General features: G+C 69.3%; 13 protein-coding genes. 8 read left to right on the forward strand and 5 right to left on the reverse strand.

Annotated features, from left to right (window positions below):
- Nucleotides 1–427: 427 nt before the first annotated feature.
- On the reverse strand, nucleotides 428–838 hold the full coding sequence (locus EAT51_RS16890; protein WP_130516520.1) for a winged helix-turn-helix transcriptional regulator: 411 nt from the start codon (nucleotides 836–838) through the stop codon (nucleotides 428–430).
- A 79-nt stretch (nucleotides 839–917) separates the two neighbouring features.
- Here EAT51_RS16890 and EAT51_RS16895 point away from each other — a divergent pair, with 79 nt between their 5' ends.
- The 3 genes from EAT51_RS16895 (at nucleotide 918) to EAT51_RS16905 (ending at nucleotide 6,824) form a co-directional block, all read left to right on the forward strand.
- Nucleotides 918–1,640, forward strand: a complete 723-nt coding sequence (locus EAT51_RS16895; RefSeq protein ID WP_205953501.1) for an SDR family NAD(P)-dependent oxidoreductase — start codon at nucleotides 918–920, stop codon at nucleotides 1,638–1,640.
- A gap of 485 nt (nucleotides 1,641–2,125) precedes the next feature.
- Nucleotides 2,126–4,636, forward strand: coding sequence for a TonB-dependent receptor (locus EAT51_RS16900; protein WP_130516516.1), 2,511 nt, complete (start codon nucleotides 2,126–2,128; stop codon nucleotides 4,634–4,636).
- A gap of 103 nt (nucleotides 4,637–4,739) precedes the next feature.
- On the forward strand, nucleotides 4,740–6,824 hold the full coding sequence (locus EAT51_RS16905; protein ID WP_130516514.1) for a hypothetical protein: 2,085 nt from the start codon (nucleotides 4,740–4,742) through the stop codon (nucleotides 6,822–6,824).
- A gap of 822 nt (nucleotides 6,825–7,646) precedes the next feature.
- Here the strand turns inward: EAT51_RS16905 and cydX are convergent.
- From cydX to EAT51_RS16920, 3 genes are read right to left on the reverse strand one after another with little or no spacing between them, the layout of a single operon-like run.
- Complete coding sequence (cydX, locus tag EAT51_RS16910; protein ID WP_130516512.1) at nucleotides 7,647–7,748, reverse strand: cytochrome bd-I oxidase subunit CydX; 102 nt, start codon at nucleotides 7,746–7,748, stop codon at nucleotides 7,647–7,649.
- A 27-nt stretch (nucleotides 7,749–7,775) separates the two neighbouring features.
- Complete coding sequence (gene cydB, locus EAT51_RS16915; protein ID WP_130516510.1) at nucleotides 7,776–8,924, reverse strand: cytochrome d ubiquinol oxidase subunit II; 1,149 nt, start codon at nucleotides 8,922–8,924, stop codon at nucleotides 7,776–7,778.
- Between the two features lie 10 nt (nucleotides 8,925–8,934).
- On the reverse strand, nucleotides 8,935–10,509 hold the full coding sequence (locus tag EAT51_RS16920; RefSeq protein WP_130516508.1) for a cytochrome ubiquinol oxidase subunit I: 1,575 nt from the start codon (nucleotides 10,507–10,509) through the stop codon (nucleotides 8,935–8,937).
- Between the two features lie 108 nt (nucleotides 10,510–10,617).
- On the opposite strand from EAT51_RS16920, the gene cydD reads away from it, so the two are divergent.
- From cydD to EAT51_RS16935, 3 genes are all read left to right on the forward strand, one after another.
- Nucleotides 10,618–12,303, forward strand: coding sequence for a thiol reductant ABC exporter subunit CydD (gene cydD, locus EAT51_RS16925; RefSeq protein ID WP_228257981.1), 1,686 nt, complete (start codon nucleotides 10,618–10,620; stop codon nucleotides 12,301–12,303).
- Complete coding sequence (gene cydC, locus EAT51_RS16930) at nucleotides 12,300–13,955, forward strand: thiol reductant ABC exporter subunit CydC (protein WP_130516503.1); 1,656 nt, start codon at nucleotides 12,300–12,302, stop codon at nucleotides 13,953–13,955. The genes cydD and cydC overlap by 4 nt, the downstream gene beginning before the upstream one ends.
- 90 nt (nucleotides 13,956–14,045) lie before the next feature.
- Nucleotides 14,046–14,369 (forward strand): hypothetical protein, encoded by a 324-nt coding sequence (locus tag EAT51_RS16935; RefSeq protein ID WP_130516501.1) that lies wholly within the window; start codon nucleotides 14,046–14,048, stop codon nucleotides 14,367–14,369.
- A gap of 16 nt (nucleotides 14,370–14,385) precedes the next feature.
- Here the strand turns inward: EAT51_RS16935 and EAT51_RS16940 are convergent, their stop codons facing one another.
- On the reverse strand, nucleotides 14,386–15,126 hold the full coding sequence (locus tag EAT51_RS16940) for a Crp/Fnr family transcriptional regulator (RefSeq protein WP_130516499.1): 741 nt from the start codon (nucleotides 15,124–15,126) through the stop codon (nucleotides 14,386–14,388).
- Nucleotides 15,127–15,795: 669 nt separating this feature from the next.
- Here EAT51_RS16940 and EAT51_RS16945 point away from each other — a divergent pair.
- Together EAT51_RS16945 and queD are read left to right on the forward strand one after the other, a co-directional pair.
- On the forward strand, nucleotides 15,796–17,160 hold the full coding sequence (locus EAT51_RS16945) for a DEAD/DEAH box helicase (RefSeq protein ID WP_130516497.1): 1,365 nt from the start codon (nucleotides 15,796–15,798) through the stop codon (nucleotides 17,158–17,160).
- Nucleotides 17,161–17,244: 84 nt separating this feature from the next.
- The gene (gene queD / locus EAT51_RS16950; RefSeq protein ID WP_130516495.1) at nucleotides 17,245–17,610 is read left to right on the forward strand and encodes a 6-carboxytetrahydropterin synthase QueD; all 366 of its coding nucleotides are present in this window, start codon (nucleotides 17,245–17,247) and stop codon (nucleotides 17,608–17,610) included.
- Nucleotides 17,611–18,280 lie beyond the last annotated feature (670 nt).

Raw genomic sequence — 18,280 nt, forward strand, 5'->3', positions numbered from 1 at the left:
GCTCACCACTCCCTGGCTTCCAGCATACGGATTAGGAGGCCTCCAGGCGATCCGCCACATGAGGCACTGCGAGCTCATACTGGCGGATCCATCGCTTGTGCCGGCTTCACCTCGGCTCACGGCCGTGCCCGCCCCTGACTCAGGCCTAGAAATCTTTGATTTTTAGTAATATTTTCAGCGACTTGGCAGCATCGAGCGGTCACTCATAATGCTGGGGTCGGTGGTTCGAGTCCACCCATAGCCACCAGATTTCCCTTGTGGAATCAGCGCGTTAGGAAGAACCCGCCCATCGGCGGGTTTTTTGTTGGGCGACGCCGATGCGAGGGGGACAACCTGCTTCGGCAAGGTCGCCTGCGCATCGAAGATCAGGGCCGCGCTCGATGGCCTAGCCAGAGTCTCCAGGCCTGTCGCGACCTGCGTCCGCAGCTCAAGCCTGCGCCTTCTGCTGCTGATCGAACCGCGTGCTCGCGGCATCGAGTTCGCTGCCATGTTCGAGCGCCCAGGCGCATAACGCTTCGAACGGTTCGCGCAAGGCGTGTCCCTGCGGCGTGATCGCATATTCGACGCCGACGGGCGAGGTCGGCAGCACGGTTCTTGTCACCAGCCCGTTGCGTTCCAGGCGCTTCAACGCGTCGGCCAGCGCCTTGTGGGTGATGCCGTCCAGTCGACGCTTGATTTCGTTGAAGCGCGAGGGCTTCGGGCAGATCACGATCAGGATCAGGATCGTCCACTTGTCCGCGATCTTGTCGAGCACGGGCCGGATCTGCGCCATCTGGGACAGCACCCTGCACGACTGAGCGGCCAGCTCGGTATCGCCGTGTATATCTACGCTACTCATGGTGCGTTCTTGATACCAGATTTACTGCGTATACCTTAGCGCGCATCTCTTCCTGGGCAAGGCATGCGTGATGAATCGGATGGCAAACAAGGTCGCATTGGTCGTGGGCGGCGCGAAGGGCATCGGCTTGGCCATCGCAACGCGCCTGGCGGCGGAGGGGGCCAAGGTGTTCATCACCGGGCGCGCGCGGGATCAGGTGGAGGCCGCCGTCTCCGTCATCGGCCATGACGCCCAGGGGCTGGTCGCCGATGCGAGCGCGCGCGAGGACCTGGATCGTGCGATCGCTGCGGTGCGGGAGCCCTGTGGCGCCCTGGATGCGCTGGTGCTGAATGCCGGCATCAGCGAGCCCGCGGCGCTGGGCGATGTCACCCAGGATCACTTCGATCGACACTTCGCGGTCAATGTGAGAGGCGCGCTGCATGGCCTGCAGGCCGCCGTCGACACGCTGCGATCGGGTGCGGCGGTGGTCCTGGTGGGCTCGGTCGCCAGTTCGCTCGGCATCGCCAACTACGGCACCTATGCGGCGACCAAGGCGGCGCTGCGCTCCTATGCGCGGACCTGGGCGGCCGAGCTCGCGCCGCGCGGCATCCGCATCAATGTCGTGGCGCCGGGCCCCACGGACACCGAGATGATGGCGCGCGTGCCGGACGAGGTGCGCGCGTCGATCGTCGCGCCCATTCTGCTGGGGCGGATGGCCAGGCCGGAGGAAGTGGCTTCGGCGGCGCTGTTCCTGCTCAGCGATGAGGCGAGCTTCATCACCGGCGTGGAACTGTTCGTGGACGGGGGCATGGGACAGGTCTAGGTCGAGACCTCGGCAGCGGCAGCCTGCTGACGCACCGCATATTGCCGTATGGAACTTTCCCCGCCGCCAACCTTAGGCGCGACCATGAACATGGCGCGCCGGCCGGGCGCGTGCCGGACATGAACGGACAGCGCCGACGTCAGCGCATGTCCCGTTCGCGCCACGCTGTGCTGCGTCGCAACGCTCGCCCTGCCTGCGCGTGTCATCGCGTTCGATAGCAGCAAAATCAAAAGAGCGCGAATTGCAGGCGATTTCGCTGGTCCGCGCGCATGACAGCGCAGGACATGACGGCACTGTGAGCGCCGTTGCCTTGGGCAATTTGACACCTTTGTAACCGCGTCCCTACCGTGCCGCGCATCGCGTGCGCGATGGGCCGTTGCCGGCTGCAGGAGGGGCGCTGGCAACGGAGGCAGACAGCGTCGCGCATGCGTGTCCGTGCTGTCTTTAAGAACGACGTGGAACCACATTCTCCGGGGAGGGGAACCATGCAACGCATCTGGTTGACGCGCTATGCGCTCTCGGCGGCGATCGCCGCCAGTCTCAACGCCACCGCCTTCGCGCAGGAAGCCGCGACCGCTCCACAGACACCGACGCCCGCCCCGGCGTCCAAGGACAACGCCACCACACTGGATACCGTGGTGGTCTCGGGTACCGCCCAGGCCGGCGGTGTGAAGAAGCTGGAGGCCAGCTTCAACATCGTCACGGCCAATGCCGAGCAGATCAAGCAGGCCAATCCCAAGAGCACGGCCGATCTGCTCAAGATCTCGCCGGGCATGTGGCCGGAAAGCAGCGGCGGCCAGACCGGCGCCAACATCGAGATCGCCGGCTTCCCCGGCGGCGGCGATGCGCCGTACTTCTCCACGCTGCTGATGGGCTCGCCGCTGTACGGCATGCCGACGCTGTCGTTCTTCGAGACCACCTCGATGTTCCGCCTGGACGACACGGTGGAGGCCGTGGAAATCCTGCAGGGCGGCCCGTCGGTGGTGTTCGCCGATGGCCAGATGGGCGCCTCGGCCAACTTCTTCCTCAAGACCGGCACCGACGTGCCCTCCGGCAGCATCGGGGTGACCTACGGCAACGAGGGACTGTGGCGGCTGGATGGCTTCTCCGGCTTCAAGCTGGCCGACAGCTGGTACGGCAGCGTGGGCGGCTTCTGGCGCGAATCCGACGGCGTGCGCGACCCGCAATTCAAGGCCGACAAGGGCGGCCAGCTGACCGCCACGCTCTCGCACGAGACCGACGCGGGCAAGTTCACCCTGTACAGCCGCTACCTCAACGACAAGAATCAGTTCATCACCCCGATCCCGCTGATCCAGCGCGGCACCGACAGCTTCAGCGCCTATCCGGGCTTCGACCCGCTGAAGGACACGTACTACAGCAAGGCCATGCAGCACGTGTACCTGCCCAGCTATCCCAACGGCGGCACCAACGCCGACCTGGCCGACGGGCGCGGCGCGAAGATGTTCTTCCTGGGCGGCAACTTCGACTATCAGCTGGAGAACGGCTGGTCGATCAGCGACCGCTTCCTGTTCGATGCCGGCGACATGGACACCAATGCGCTGTTCTCGGGCAACAACCCGGCCAGCCTGGCCGACATGCTCTACAACCCGAACACGCCCGGCGGCTTCAACCTGCCGGCCGGTTCGGCCACCGCCACCTACACCACCACCGGTGGCGCGGTGCCGCTGGACCAGAGCGTGATCCAGCAGGGCTGGTGGCATATCCACAAGCACCTGAAGAGCTTCAACAACGACTTCCGTCTGAGCCGCGAACTGTTCGAAGGCAACACGCTGACCGTCGGCCTGTACTACGCGCACTACACGATGGCCGACAAGTGGTCGCTGGGCAACCAGATGCTGATGACCAACACGCCCAACGCCACGCCGATCGCGGTCACCTACGTCGATGGCGGGCAGACCTACTACCGCACCGACGGCCAGGGCTTCGCCGATTTCGGCGGCTACCACATCGCCCAGCGCGGCAGCGCCACCAACAAGGCGATCTACGTGTCCGACTCGTGGCGCGTGGGCAACTGGCTGCTGGACCTGTCCGGGCGTCTTGAGAACCAGGACGCCAAGAGCGACGTGTGCAACATGACCAACCAGGACCTGGATGGCAATCCGCGCACGCTGTACGACAACGCCGTGCCGGTGTGCAACGGCACCTACGCGCGCAACGAGTACGACAAGACCCATCCCTCGTGGACGGCCGGCGCCAACTACAGCTTCAACGAGCACACCTCGGCCTACGGACGCGTCAACACCGGCGGGCACTTCCTGGACTTCGACAACGGCATCCGCGGGACCACCAACGACGACTACCCGCCGCTGCAGAAGATCCGCAACTACGAAGTCGGCTTCAAGTACCAGTCGCCGCTGGTTTACGTGGACCTGAGCGCCTACCACCGCGTCTTCACCGGCCTGCAGTACCAGCCGACCAACGGCCTGGGCACGCCGGTGGGCGACCGCTCGATCTACGGCTCCAAGTCCAACGGCGTGAACCTGATGGGCGCGCTGACCCCGGTGGAGAACCTGCGCCTGCAGGTGGTGGCCAACTACCTGGACGGCGAGTACACCGACTACAACGCCTGCTTCCAGTACACCGACATCAACGGCAAGAACGCCTGCGCGCCGATCGAGGGCAAGCAGCTGCAGCGCCAGCCGAAGTTCCGCGGCATGTTCACGCCCAGCTACCGCTTCGTGACCGCCTGGGGCGACATCCTGCCGTACGTCACCTACACCTATGTGGGCGATCACACGCAGGATCAGTCGGGCCTGCAGCAGCTGGGCTCGTACCACACGGTGGACTTCGGCGTGACCAGCAACATCGGCGATCACTGGCAGTTGAACCTGCGCGGCACCAACATGACCAACGAGCTGGGGCTGACCGAGTCGAACTCGCGCATCTTCGGCAATGCGGCCAGTGCCGGCGGCGTGCTGCTGGCCCGTCCGCTGGAGGGCCGCGAGGTCAACTTCCAGGCCAAGTACCTGTGGTGACCCGCAGGCGCGCCGTCTGGTGACACGACAGGCAACGCACAGGACAACGCCCGGGATCTGCCCGGGCGTTGTCGTTGATGACTTCTTGAAAGGGAACGAGCACATGCACCAGCCATCGCGCCGTCCACGGCCATCGACCGCGCCACGCCTGCGCGCCGCACTGGGCAGGACTTGGAGAGGCCTGGCGATCGCCGGTCTGCTGACCGCGCTCGCCCCGTCCGCGGCCAGCGCGCAGGCGCTGCAGTTCCGCATCGACGAGGGCAGCACCACCAACGCCTTCTATCAGCATGGGCCGGTGGCGGCGCATGTGCTGGCCACCAGCGGCACGCGTCCGCGTCTGCTGGTCGCATTCCCGGCCGGCAACAGCGGCGTGGCGGTGTGGTTCGCGCCGACCACGGCGCCGGTGCAATGGACGCTGCAGTCGGTGCGGCCACAGGCGTCGGGCGATGATCCGGCGATGCACGGCATCGTGGCCGAGCTCGAACTGCGCGGCGGTCCGCTGACGCTGGACAAGGCGGCGCTGGGCAGCATCCGCGTGCTGCGCGATGTGCAGCTGGGCCAGCCCATCCCCGCGCAGGTGGCCACCGAGGCGAAGGTCGCCGCGCAAAGCGTCAGCTGGGCGCGGCGCCGGCTCGACGATGCGCCGGGCTACCGCGTCGCGCTGGAGATCACCCAGGGTCGCGTCGTCTCCCGGGCCGGCGCGATCACGCTGGAACCGGCGCGCGCCGGCGGCACCGTGCACCTGCGCCTGCTCGTCTCGACCGGCGAGACGCCGCTGACCCCGCTCGCCAGCGGCCAGCTGCTCAACGCCAAGGCCGCATCCGATGCGCGCATGCGCAACGCGCTGCAGTTCCTGAGCTATCGCGAGAAGTTCCTCGCCGGCTCGTGGCGCTTCGACACCTACTTCGGCCGCGACACGCTGATGTCCACGCGCCTGCTGATGCCCGTGCTGCAGCCGGCGGCGGTCGAAGCCGGCCTGGGCGCGGTGCTGGCGCGTCTGTCGCCACAGGGCGAAGTCGCGCACGAGGAGGACATCGGCGAGTTCGCCATCCTGCGCCATCTGGCCGGCGACGGCACGCGCTCGGATGCGCCGATCTACGACTACGGCATGATCGACGGCGACTACATGCTGGCGCCGGTGATGGCGGCCTGGCTGGTCGAGGACCCGCGCGGCCAGGCCCGCGCCCGCGCGTTCCTCGCCGCCCGCAACGACCTGCAGCACAGCAGCAACGCCCAGGCGCTGCTGCGCAACCTGCTGCATGTGGCGCACAACAGCGAGGCCTTCGCCGCGGCGCCGACCTTCGATCATCTGCTTGCGCTCAAGCCCGGGCGCATGACTGGCCAGTGGCGCGACAGCGAGGAAGGCCTGGGCCGCGGCCGTTATCCATACGACGTCAACGTGGCCTGGATGCCAGCGGCGCTGCGCGCGATCGGCGCCTTCGTCGACAGCGGCCTGCTGGACGGCGTCGCCAGCGACGCGCAGCGCCAGGCCCTGCGCGCGGCCGCGGCACGCGCCGATGCCTGGGAACGTCAGGCGCGGGCGCTGTTCGAAGTGCGCCTGGATGCCACGCAGGCCGACGCTGCGCTGCGTGGCTATGCGCAGCAGCTCGGCGTGCCGGTCGAGCCGGCCCTGGCCTCGCTCGACGGTGCCGGGCTGGCGTTCCCGGCGCTGTCGCTGGACGCGGACGGGCGCGCCGTGCCGGTGCTGCATTCGGATGTGGGCTTCGGGCTGCTGTTCGGCCGGCCCGATCCGGACACGCTGGCGCGCGACGTGGCCGCGGTGATGCGCCCCTTCCCGGCCGGGCTGATCACCGACGTGGGCATGGTGGTCGCCAACCCGGTCTTCGCCGACCAGGCGGCCTGGGGTCGCCTGGGGCCGCAGGCCTACCACGGCACCGTGGTGTGGGCCTGGCAACAGGCGGTGATGCTGGCGGGCTTGCGCCGCCAGCTGGCGCGCGATGACCTGCCTGCACCCGTGCGCGCCCAGCTGCAGCAGGCGCAGGCGCGCTTGCAGCAGCTGATCAAGGCCGCCGGCGAGGTGCGCACCTCCGAGCTGTGGTCCTGGCGCTGGGAACAGGGGCGCTATCGCATCGAGCCCTTCGGCGCACAGGGCGCGCACGAGGACGAATCCAATGCCGCACAGCTGTGGAGCACGGTGTTCCTGGCCGACCCGGGCACGCACGAATAAACGACACAGGCGTCCACATGTACGGCGCTAGCCGACGAGCGGACAGAGGCTTTGCCGGAGTGCGGGACGCGAATCAGTTGGCGGCATGAGAGGCGGATCGGCGAACGGACTTCGCCAATCAGCCTCGACCCGGCCGGGCGCCGATCGTCGGCTGGCCTCCATGGCCGATGCTTGTAATTGACCGAGGCTGGCGCCTCGGTGGGAGCCGCCACGGGGGCGATGAGGCTCTATCGGTAAAGCCCCATCGCCGCCGTTGGCCGAAAAGGCCGCAAGGGCGGCTCCCACGGGGATTGCGTCGGTCATCCGCGAGGGCCATGCCCATCCGCGCGTCGTCACAAGACATCCAGTCCGCTCTGCCCCACGCCCGGTCGGCGCGAGGCTCGGTGCGTGGAAAGATCGGAACTCCTTACAACTCGCAGGCATCGAGCAAGCGCTCTGCCACCTCCCCTTCGCCGAAGGCGAAGGGGAGGGATGGGGAGGGGTCGGGGGCTTTCCCGGGCAAGCCACAGAAGCAAGAGCAAAAGCACCCCACCCCGGCCCTCCCCTTCGCCTGCGGCGAAAGGGAGGGGGGCTCAGACCGAAGTCCTGTGACTTGACGCGCGAGGCAGCGGGCCGGCGCTCGGCATCCTGCCGCGTCGAGCGAGGCAGGATGCCGAGCGCCCGAATCAGGGCAGGATGCCCTGATTGAGGGAAAAGCGGACACCGCCCGCCGGACCGCTGCCCATCCGAAGCCGCAATGCCCAAGCGCCACAGCGCCTCGATCAGGAGAAACCAAAAGAAAGCCCGCCTCACGGCGGGCTTCGCTTCATCACGCGCGGAGGATCAGCGCTTGCGCGCGTCCTCGCGCATTTCGAACCACATGCCGTTGAGGATGGCGAAGAAGCAGGCCAGGCTCACGCCGAGGATCCAGGAGAAGTACCACATCGTCGTTGCTCCTAAGGTTGAGCGCCGTCAGTAGGCGTTGGGGTTGCGGGTCAGGGCGTCGTCGCCGACCTTGCCGCGCAGCACGCGGTAGACCCAGGCGGTGTAGGCCAGGATGATCGGCAGGAACACCGCGGTGGCCAGCAGCATGATGAACAGCGTCATGTGGCTGGACGAGGCATCCCACAGGGTCAGGCTGGAACGCGGATCCAGCGAGGACGGCAGCATGAAGGGAAACACCGCCACGCCCTCGGTCAGGATGATCGCCGCGATGCCCACCGCCGAGGCCAGAAACGAAGGCACCTCGCGCCCGGCGCGCAGCAGCGCCGCGCAGGCCAGGAAGGCGGCCACGCCCAGCACCGGGAAGATCCAGGTCCACGGCATGGCGTGGTAGTTGCTCATCCAGGCCCCGGCGGCCACCTCCACCTGCTTGGCCAAAGGATTGGACGGGCCGGCATGATCGAGCGCGCCGACGAGCTGATAGCCCTTGACGCCCAGCGCCAGCCACACGCCGGCCAGCGCGAACAGCACCGCCGTGGCCAGCGCGGTCAGGCTGCCCAGGCGACGAGCGCGGGCCTGGATCTCGCCGCTGGTCTTGATCACCAGCATGCCCGCGCCGTGCGTGGCCAGCATCGCCACGCTGACCAGGCCGCACAGCACCGGGAAGGGCATCAGCAGGCCGAACAGATCGCCTTCGTAGATCGTGCGCAGCGACTCGTCGAAGCGGAACGGCGCGCCGACCAGCACATTGCCCATCGCCACGCCGAACACCAGCGCCGGCACCAGCCCGGCGGCGAACAACACCCAGTCCCAGGTCGCGCGCCAGGCCGGCTTCTCCAGCTTGCTGCGGAACTTGAAGCCGACCGGCCGCAGGATCAGCGCCATCAGGATCAGGATCATCGCCAGGTAGAAGCCGGAGAAACTGACCGCGTACAGCGCCGGGAACGCGGCGAAGATCGCGCCACCGCCCAGGATCAGCCACACCTGGTTGCCTTCCCACACCGGGCCGACCACGTTGATGACCAGCCGGCGCTCCTGATCGGTGCGCGCCACGCCGGGCAGCAGCGTGGCCACGCCCAGGTCGAAGCCATCCATGACCGCGAAGCCGATCAGCAGGATGCCCAGCAACAGCCACCAGATGAAGCGCAGGGTTTCGTAATTAAGCGGAATCGTGTCCATGAGCTGACCTTCAGGCGTTGACGGCGGCGAGCGGGGTGCCGGTGGTGTCGGGCTGACGCCCACCGGAGACTTCGGTGGGGCCCTTGAGGATGGTCTTGCGCAGCAGGTAGATCTCGATCACCGCCAGCGTGGTGTAGAGACCGACGAACACGCCCAGGCTGATCAGGATCTGGTGCAGCTTCAGACCCGAGGCGGCGAAGAAGGTCGGGAGCACGCCGTCGATGATCCAGGGCTGGCGGCCGTATTCGGCCACGATCCAGCCGGACTCGATCGCCACCCACGGCAGCAGCAGCGTCCAGAAGGCGAGCTTCAGGAACCAGCGCTTCTCATGCAGCGTGTGCTTGCTGGCATACCAGAAGGCCAGGGCGAAGAAGCCGATGAAGTAGAAGCCCAGCCCGGCCATCGCGCGGAACAGCCAGAACAGCGGCGCCACGCGCGGCACGGTGTCGAAGGCGGCCTGATCGATCTGCGCGTCGGTGGCGTTGGCGATGTCGTCGCGATAGCGCTTGAGCAGCAGGCCGTGGCCCAGATCGCCCCAGTGCGCATCGAAGGTGGCGCGCGCGGCGGCGTCGTTCCTGTCCGCGCGCAGGGCCTGCAGAGCCGCATAGGCCTGCTGGCCGCTGCGGATGCGCTCCTTGGCCCGTTCGACCAGCGGCAGGATGCCGGGCATCTCGGTATTGAACGAGCGCGTGCCGATCAGGCCCATCACCCAGGGGATATGGATCTGCGCGCTGTTGCTGTGCGTGTCCTGGTCGGGGAGCGCGAAGACATTGAAGCCGGCCGGCGCAGGCTCGGTTTCCCACATGGCCTCGATCGCGGCCAGCTTCATCTTCTGGTTCTCACCGGCGATGTAGCCGCTCTCATCGCCCAGCACCACCACGCTCAAGGAAGCGGCCAGGCCGAAGCTGGCGGCCACGGCCATCGAGCGCTTGGCGAACTCCAGGTGGCGCCCGCGCAGCAGGTACCAGGCGCTGATCGCCATCACGAACACCGCCCCGCACACGTAGCCGGCGCTGACGGTGTGCACGAACTTGGCCTGCGCCACCGGGTTGAACAGCACCGCGGCGAAGTCGGTGACCTCCATGCGCATGGTCTCCGGATTGAACTTCGCCCCGACCGGGTACTGCATCCAGCCGTTGGCGATCAGGATCCACAGCGCCGAGAGGTTCGAGCCCAGCGCCACCAGCCAGGTGACCACCAGGTGCTGGACCTTGGACAGCTTGTCCCAGCCGAAGAAGAACAGGCCGATGAAGGTCGCCTCCAGGAAGAAGGCCATCAGCCCCTCGATGGCCAGCGGCGCGCCGAAGATGTCGCCGACGTACTGGCTGTAGTAGGACCAGTTGGTGCCGAACTGGAACTCCATGACGATGCCGGTCGCCACGCCCATGGCGAAGTTGATGCCGAACAGCGTGCCCCAGAACAGGGTCATGCGCCGCCACACATCGCGCCCGGTCATCACATAGACGCTTTCCATGATGGCGATGAGGAAGGACAGCCCCAGCGTCAATGGGACGAACAGGAAGTGGTACAGCGCAGTCAGGGCGAACTGCAGCCTGCTGAGTTCAACGACGGTCATGTCGGGCATGGCACGAGCAGCTGTTTGGGAGATTGCAGACAGCTTACGCGCCTGGCCCGGATTCGACCTTGATCTGGATCAACGCCCTTCCAGGAGGCGTGGCGCAGAATGGACGCCATGTTGGTCGCGCCCACCGCAGACGCCCCCCTGACCCTGGAGACCCTGGTCGCACCGGTCCGCGGCCGCCTGCGTCTGGCCGGCCTGGCCACTTCGGCCAGCGGGGTGCTGCTGATCGCGCAGGCCGGCCTGATCGCGCTGCTGGCCCAGCACGTCCTGGCCGAACACCGGCCCATGCAGACGCTGTGGTGGCCGCTGGCCGCGCTGTTGGGCGTGGGCCTGGCGCGCGCTGGGCTGGCCTGGGCGTCCCGAACGCTGGCCGACGATGCGGTGCAGGCGCTGCGCCATGGCCTGCGCCTGGGCGTGTTCGCGCGGATGCAGGCGCGCGGCCCGCTGTGGCTGCGGCGCCAGCGCAGCGGCGCGCTGAGCGAGCTGACCGGCACGCACATCGACGCGCTGGACGGCTATGTCGGCGGCTTCCTGCTGGCGCGCATGGAAATGGTCTGGGTGCCGCTGGCGCTGCTGGCCGCGGTGTTCTGCGTGGACCGCGTGGTCGGCACGGTGCTGCTGCTCACCCTGCCGCTGATCCCGGTGTTCATGGCGCTGGTGGGCTGGGGCGCACAGGCCGCCAGCGACCGCCAGCTGCAGGCCATGGCGCGCATGGGCGCGCATTTCGCCGACCGCCTGCGCGGGCTGGGGCTGATCCGCCTGTACGGCCAGGCCTCCGCCGCGCTGGCCGGCATCGCGCAGGCCGCGCAGGGTGTGCGCGAGGGCAGCCTGAAGGTGCTGCGCATCGCTTTCCTGTCCTCGGCGGTGCTGGAGTTCTTCGCCTCGATGGGCGTGGCGATGGTGGCCCTGTACCTGGGCCTGACCTATCTGGGCATGCTCGAGCTGCGCAGCGCGCCGCTGGACCTGGCCGCCGGCCTGTTCTGCCTGCTGCTGGCGCCGGAGGTCTACGCCCCGCTGCGCCGGCTGGCCGCCCACTACCACGACCGCGCCGGCGCGCTGGCCGCGCTGGACGGCATCAACCGCGCGCTGGCCGTGGACGACGCGGCACCCGCTCCGCCGCCGCACGCCGACGCCAGGCCGGCGCCCACCCTCGCCCCGGCGTTGCTGCGCGTGCGCGACCTGCGCCTGCGCCATGCCGGTGCCGCGCGCGCCGCGGTGCAGGGCCTGTCCTTCGACCTGGCCCCGGGCCAGCACCTGGCCCTGGCCGGCCCCAGCGGCTGCGGCAAGAGCACCCTGCTCGAGGCCCTGGCCGGCTGGCTGCCGCCGGAGGCCGGCCTGATCCAGCACGCCCCCGGCCTGCGCATCGGCTACGCGCCGCAGCGCCCGCATCTGTTCGCCGGGACGATCGCCGACAACCTGCGCGTCGCCGCACCGCAGGCCAGCCCCGCGCAGCTGCAGGCCGCCGCCGAGGCCGCGCAGGTGCTGCACTTCGCCCGCGCGCTGCCCGATGGCCTGGACACGCGCATCGGCGAGGGCGGCTTCGGCCTGTCCGGCGGCCAGGCCCGGCGCGTGGCATTGGCCCGCGCCCTGCTGCAGGACCCGCAACTGCTGCTGCTCGACGAGCCCACCGCCTTCCTCGACGCCGACACCGAGACCGCGCTGCTCGAGGCCCTGCTGCGCTTCGGCCAGGGCCGCGCCCTGCTGGTGGCCACGCACAGCGCGGCCGTGATCGAACGCCTGGGCCAGGTGCTGTGGCTGGGCGATGACCGCACGCCGGGCGTACGGAGGGCGGCATGAACGCCTTGCTGGCCCGGCATCGCCGCAGCGTCGCGCTGACCCTGGCCCTGATGACGCTCACCGCGCTGGCCGGCACCGCGCTGCTCGGCCTGGCCGGGCACTTCCTCACCGCCGCCTCGCTGGCCGGCGTGGGGGCGCTGGGGTTCAACCTGTTCGGACCGTCGGCCGGCATCCGCGGCCTGACCTTCATCCGCATCCTGTCGCGCTACTTCGAGAAACTGATCGGCCACGACGTGACCCTGCGCATCGGCGCGGATCTGCGCACCGGCTTCTTCCGCCGCGCCCTGCCGCTGGCGCCGCTGCAGCTGGGCCATCTGCGCACCGGCGAACTGCTGGGCCAACTGGTCGGCGACATCGAACGCGTCGAAGGCGGCTTGGTGCGCGCGCTCGGCCCCTTGGTCGCACTGGGCACGCTGATGGTGCTGGCCTGCGTGGTCATGGCCTGCGTGCTGCCGCTGGCCGGGCTGGCCCTGCTGCTGGCGTGCGCGCTGCTGGGCCTCGGCCTGCCCTGGCTGACCGCGCGCGGCGCACAGGCGCAGGAACAGGCCCGCGCGCAGGCCCGCGCCGCGTTGCGCGCCGAGGTGCTGGACGGCCTGGACGGCGCGACCGACCTGGCCGCCCTGCACGCCAGCGCCACCTGGGCCGCGCGCATCGACGCGCGCAGCACGCACTTCGAACGGCTCGAACGCCAGCGCAAGCGCGTGCTCGCGCTGGGCACCCTGGGCCATGGCGCAATCAGCGCGGTGACCCTGGTGCTGGTGCTGGGCCTGCTGCTGCAGGCGGTCGGCACCGGCTCGCTGGGTTCGCCCGCGGCCGCCGGCCTGTTCTTCATGACCGTGGCCCTGCTGGAAGCCAGCGCGGGCGCCGCCCTGGCCTGGCGCGAACGCCACGCCGCCGCCACCGCCGCGCAGCGGCTGGAGGCCACCCTGGCCCCCGCCCCGCAGGTGGCCGATCCCGAAGCGCCGCAGGCCGTACCCGCCACCGGCGCACTAGAGCTGGACCAGGTCGCCTTCCGCTGGCCCGGCGCCGCCGCGCCCGTACTGCGGCAGGTGCAGCTGTGCATCGCGCCGGGCACGCGTGTGGCCATCGGCGGCGACAGCGGCGCGGGCAAGAGTTCGCTGCTGGCGCTGCTGCTGCGGCTGGTCGATCCCACCGAAGGTACGTTGCGCTACGGCGGCCAGGAACTGCGCAGCTTCGCCCTGGCCGACTGGCATCGCCACATCGCCTGGCTGCCGCAGGAGGCGCCGGTCTTCGCCGGCAGCGTGCGCGAGAACCTGCAGATGGGCGCGCCGGAAGCCGACGAGGCGCGCCTGTGGCAGGCGCTGGCGCAGGTGCGCCTGGACGATCTGGTGCGCGCGCTGCCCGGCCAGCTCGACGGCTGGGTCGGCGAACACGGCCGCACCCTGTCGGCCGGCCAGGCCCGGCGCCTGGCCCTGGCACGCGCGCTGCTGCGCGATGCCCCGATCCTGCTGCTGGACGAACCCACCGAAGGCCTGGACGTGGACACCGCCCAGGCCCTGCTCGCCGACCTGGCCCAGGCCAGCGCCGGCCGCACCGTCATCGTGATCACCCACGACGCCTTGCCGGCAGGCTGGGCCGACGCGCACTGGCAGCTGATCGACGGCCGGCTCGCGCCCCGCTCGCAGCCATGAGCGAAACGCACGCCCGCGTTTAAGTCCGGGCAACGGCCGATGCGCGCAGCTGCGCTAGAGTCGACGTTCGTATCCCCCCCATGTTCTGCCATGTACGACCCTGCTCGCAGCAAGCTCGACGAGAAGATCTGCGCGCTGATCTGCCCGATCTCGGCGGCCATGGTCGGCGTGTGCCTGACCGGAGTCGGCCTGCTGCACGTGGCGACGGCGGTGAATCAGAAGGCGACCCTGGCCGACGACCTGCTGGCCTGGGACGCGGTGATCTTCCTGATCGCCACGCTGGTGTCCTACTTCGGGCTGCGCACCGGCACGCGCAACCACCGGCTCGAACAGGTGGCCGACGTGGCCTTCATCGTGGCGATGGTGGTACTGACCGGCGGCGGCCTGTACATCACCTACAGCATCAGTCCCTAGGGACCGCGCAGACGCCTCAGGCGGCGGCCGCCAACGCCTCGAGCCGGTTGCGGTCGAGCAGGCGCACGGTGTGCGGCTCGGGCGTGGCGATCAGCGCGTCGGTGCGCAGGCGGGTGAAGCAGCGGCTGACCGTTTCGATGGTCAGGCCCAGGTAGTCGGCGATGTCGGTACGCGTCATCGGCAGTTCGACCACGGCATCGTCCAGGCCCTGGCGCGCGCGGCGCGCGGCCATGTCCACCAGGAAGCCGGCCAGGCGCTCGGGTGGGGTCATCCGCGCCAGCGCCATCAGCTTGTCGCGCGTGGCGTCCAGCTCGATGCAGGCGCGCTCCATCAGCTCGTGTTCCAGGCCCGGATAGGTCTGGCACAGCTGGCGCATGCCGGGCTGGGAGACCGCGCACAGGCTGGCGTCGGTGATCGCCTCGATGGTGTGGCGGTAGTGGCTGGCGCCGGAGAAGCCGATGTAGTCGCCCTGCATCAGGAACCCGGCCACCAGCCGGCGGCCGTCGGCCAGCGTGCGGGTGCGGCGCAGGGCGCCGCTCTGCACGGTGAAGACGTAGCGACGCGGCTCGCCTTCGCGCGCCAGCAGTTCGCCGGCGCGCAGATGGGTGTCGCCGGTCATCGCCTCCAGCGCTTTGGCCTGATCGGGCGGCAGGGCGGTGCATACGGCGAGATGGCGCACCAGGCAGACGCGGCAGCCGTGGCCCTCCACGCTGGTCTGGCCGGGGTCGGTGGGATTGCGTTGGATGCGCAGGCTCATGGTCGGATCGGCCGCTCTGCCTTAACTGAGGCTGCATGATACGCCCCTGGTGTTGGGGGCCGGGTTGGCCCATGGCAAAGCCTCATCGCCGCCATGGCGGCCCCCACCTGTAGAGCGGAGCTTGCTCCGCTGGGGCTTTCCCCTGATCCGGCCCTTGTAGAGCGGAGCTTGCTCCGCTGGGGCTTTCCCCTGATCCGGCCCTTGTAGAGCGGAGCTTGCTCCGCTGGGGCTTTCCCCTGATCCGGCCGAAAAGCAGCGGAGCAAGCTCCGCTCTACAAAGGCCGTGACGTGGTCGGAGGCGGCAGTGGCGCTCGTCAGAAGCGCCGCGGTGCGGGGGCGGGCGCGAGGCGGGGCCACGGGCGGGCCTGGAATCTGCTACCATCGACGCGCTTCGCTAGCGGCAGTCGTGTTTCCCTTGACGGGACCAGCGGCGCGGCCCGGGCCCTACGCCCGCCTCGCCCCCCTTCCTTCCGACGCCTTTTCGCTTCGCAAAGACGGTTCGCGCCAGTGTCGGCACGGGCCGCCCATCCAGTTACTCGCAGCGCGGTTCGGGAACGCTTCGGGCAACACACGCTTCTCCTCGCGTTGGCTTGCGTGGCCGGCGGCGCTGTTGCGTCGCACGGATCAGGCAGGGGCCGCGCGGCGTGGGCGTCCATCCGGAGTTTTCTCATGTCGTTTGAATCCCTGGGGCTTGCCCCGTTCCTGCTGCGCGCGCTGACCGAGCAGGGTTATGAACATCCCACCCCGATCCAGGAGCAGGCGATCCCGCCGGCGCTGGAAGGCCGCGACCTGCTGGCCGGCGCGCAGACCGGCACCGGCAAGACCGCCGCCTTCGGCCTGCCGCTGCTGCAGCACCTGGGCACGTCCTCGCAGGAGGTCACCCGCGGCCCGCGCCGGCCGCGCGCGCTGGTGCTGACCCCGACCCGCGAGCTGGCCACGCAGGTCTTCGAGAGCCTGCGCGACTACAGCAAGTACCTGCGCATCCCGGCCGCGACCATCTACGGCGGCGTGGGCATGGGCCCGCAGCTGGACGCGCTGCGTCGCGGCGTGGACCTGGTCATCGCCTGCCCGGGCCGCCTGCTGGATCATATCGAGCGCCGCAGCGTGGACCTGTCGGGCATCGAGATTCTGGTGCTGGACGAGGCCGACCGCATGCTCGACATGGGTTTTCTGCCCTCGATCAAGCGCATCCTGGCCAAGCTGCCCAAGCAGGACCGGCAGACGCTGCTGTTCTCGGCCACCTTCGCAGAGCCGATCAAGGCGCTGGCGCGCGAGTTCATGGTGGACCCGCTGGAAATCCAGGTCACGCCGAAGAACACCGTGGCCGACACCATCGCCCACCGCGTGCACCCGGTGGACAGCGCGCGCAAGCGCGAGCTGTTGCTGCACCTGCTGGCGGCCGACACGCGCGTGCAGACGCTGGTGTTCGCCAAGACCAAGCACGGCAGCGACAAGCTGGCCACCTTCCTGGAGAAGTCCGGCATCCAGACCGCGGCGATCCACGGCAACAAGAGCCAGGCCCAGCGCCTGCGCGCGCTGCGCGATTTCAAGGCCGGCAAGATCAACGTGCTGGTGGCCACCGACATCGCCGCGCGCGGCATCGATATCGACCAGCTGCCCAAGGTGATCAACTTCGACCTGCCGATGGTGGCCGAGGACTACGTGCACCGCATCGGCCGCACCGGCCGCAATGGATCCACGGGCGAGGCGGTGTCGCTGGTCGCGCAGGAAGACGCCAAGCTGTTGCGCCAGATCGTGCGCCTGCTGGGCCGCGACGTGGAGATCCGCGATGTGGAGGGCTTCGTGCCGCAGCATCCGATCCGCTGGGGCAACAGCGCGCCGGGCAAGGCCGAGCAGCCGTCGGGCACCCGTCCGCCGCGCCGCCACGGCCGCCGCCCGCACGGCGACGCCCCGCGCCAGGGGCAGGCCCACGCCCACGCCGGCCCGAAGAAGCACGGCAGCGGCAGCGCGCCCAACAACGGCGGCCGCCGCGACGGCGGTCGGCGCCAGAGCGCGCCGCGCGCCGCGCACTAAGCTGCCAGCGGGGACGCGCCGCAGGCCGGCGCGTCTCCTTTCCTTCACCGCCGACGCCCACGCGCCGGCCCCGGACTGCCCGCCATGGACATCTTCAAGGTCTTCACTTTCGAGGCCGCGCACCGGCTGCCGAACGTGCCCGAGGGGCACAAGTGCGCCCGCCTGCACGGCCATTCCTTCCGCGTCGAACTGCATCTGACCGGCCCGCTGGATCCGCACACCGGCTGGGTGATGGACTTCGCCGACGTCAAGGCGGCCTTCAAGCCGCTCTACGAACGGCTCGATCACCACTACCTCAACGACATCGAGGGCCTGGACAACCCGACCAGCGAGCGCATCGCCGAATGGATCTGGGACCACCTCAAGCCGGCCCTGCCGATGCTGAGCCAGGTCGTGGTCCACGAGACCTGCACGGCCGGCAGCCGCTATCGCGGACCGCGCGCGGACTGACACCGAGGCGCGTCATCGACCCGCGGCCGACCGTTCGTCGGTCGTACGAACAGGGGATGTTGCATCGCACCAAGTCCGGCGTTATGCTGCGTCGCAACAGCAGTTCTCGCGCCGGCGCACCGCGCCACGCAACCCCCATTTGTGTGGGTCCCTCCCCCCGCACAAATCCAGGCCCGACAGGTCCCTCCCCCTGTCGGGCCTTTTTTTTTTTGTCTCCACCATCAGGGTGCAGGGCCGGGAAACACGCTTCGCCGACCGATCTTCGCTCCGCTCGTGCTCGGTGGGAGCCTGTAGAGCGGAGCTCGCTCCGCTGGGGCCCTCCCTACGAACCGAACGAAGAGCAGCGGAGTCCCCAAAAGGGGATTGCCACAAGCTCCGCTCTACAGACAGGCCGCTGCGAGATTGAGGAGACAGTCGCTCCCATGGAGATGGGGGGATCCGATAGCGCGCCGCCACGGGCCGGGACAGTCGAGGCTCCCCAGTGAACCAAGCAGGACCTCTTTCGACCGAAGCCGATCATCTCGACGCGCGCGGCAGCGGGCCGGCGGGCGGGGGCCGCGCCTAGCGAGGCAGGAAGCCGAGCGCCCGAATCAGGGCATGACGCCCCGACCGAGGGAAAAGCGGACACCGCCCGCCGGACCGCTGCCCAACCGCACACGCCCCCTCGATC

This window comes from Pseudoxanthomonas winnipegensis (assembly GCF_004283755.1).
Lineage (GTDB): Bacteria > Pseudomonadota > Gammaproteobacteria > Xanthomonadales > Xanthomonadaceae > Pseudoxanthomonas_A > Pseudoxanthomonas_A winnipegensis.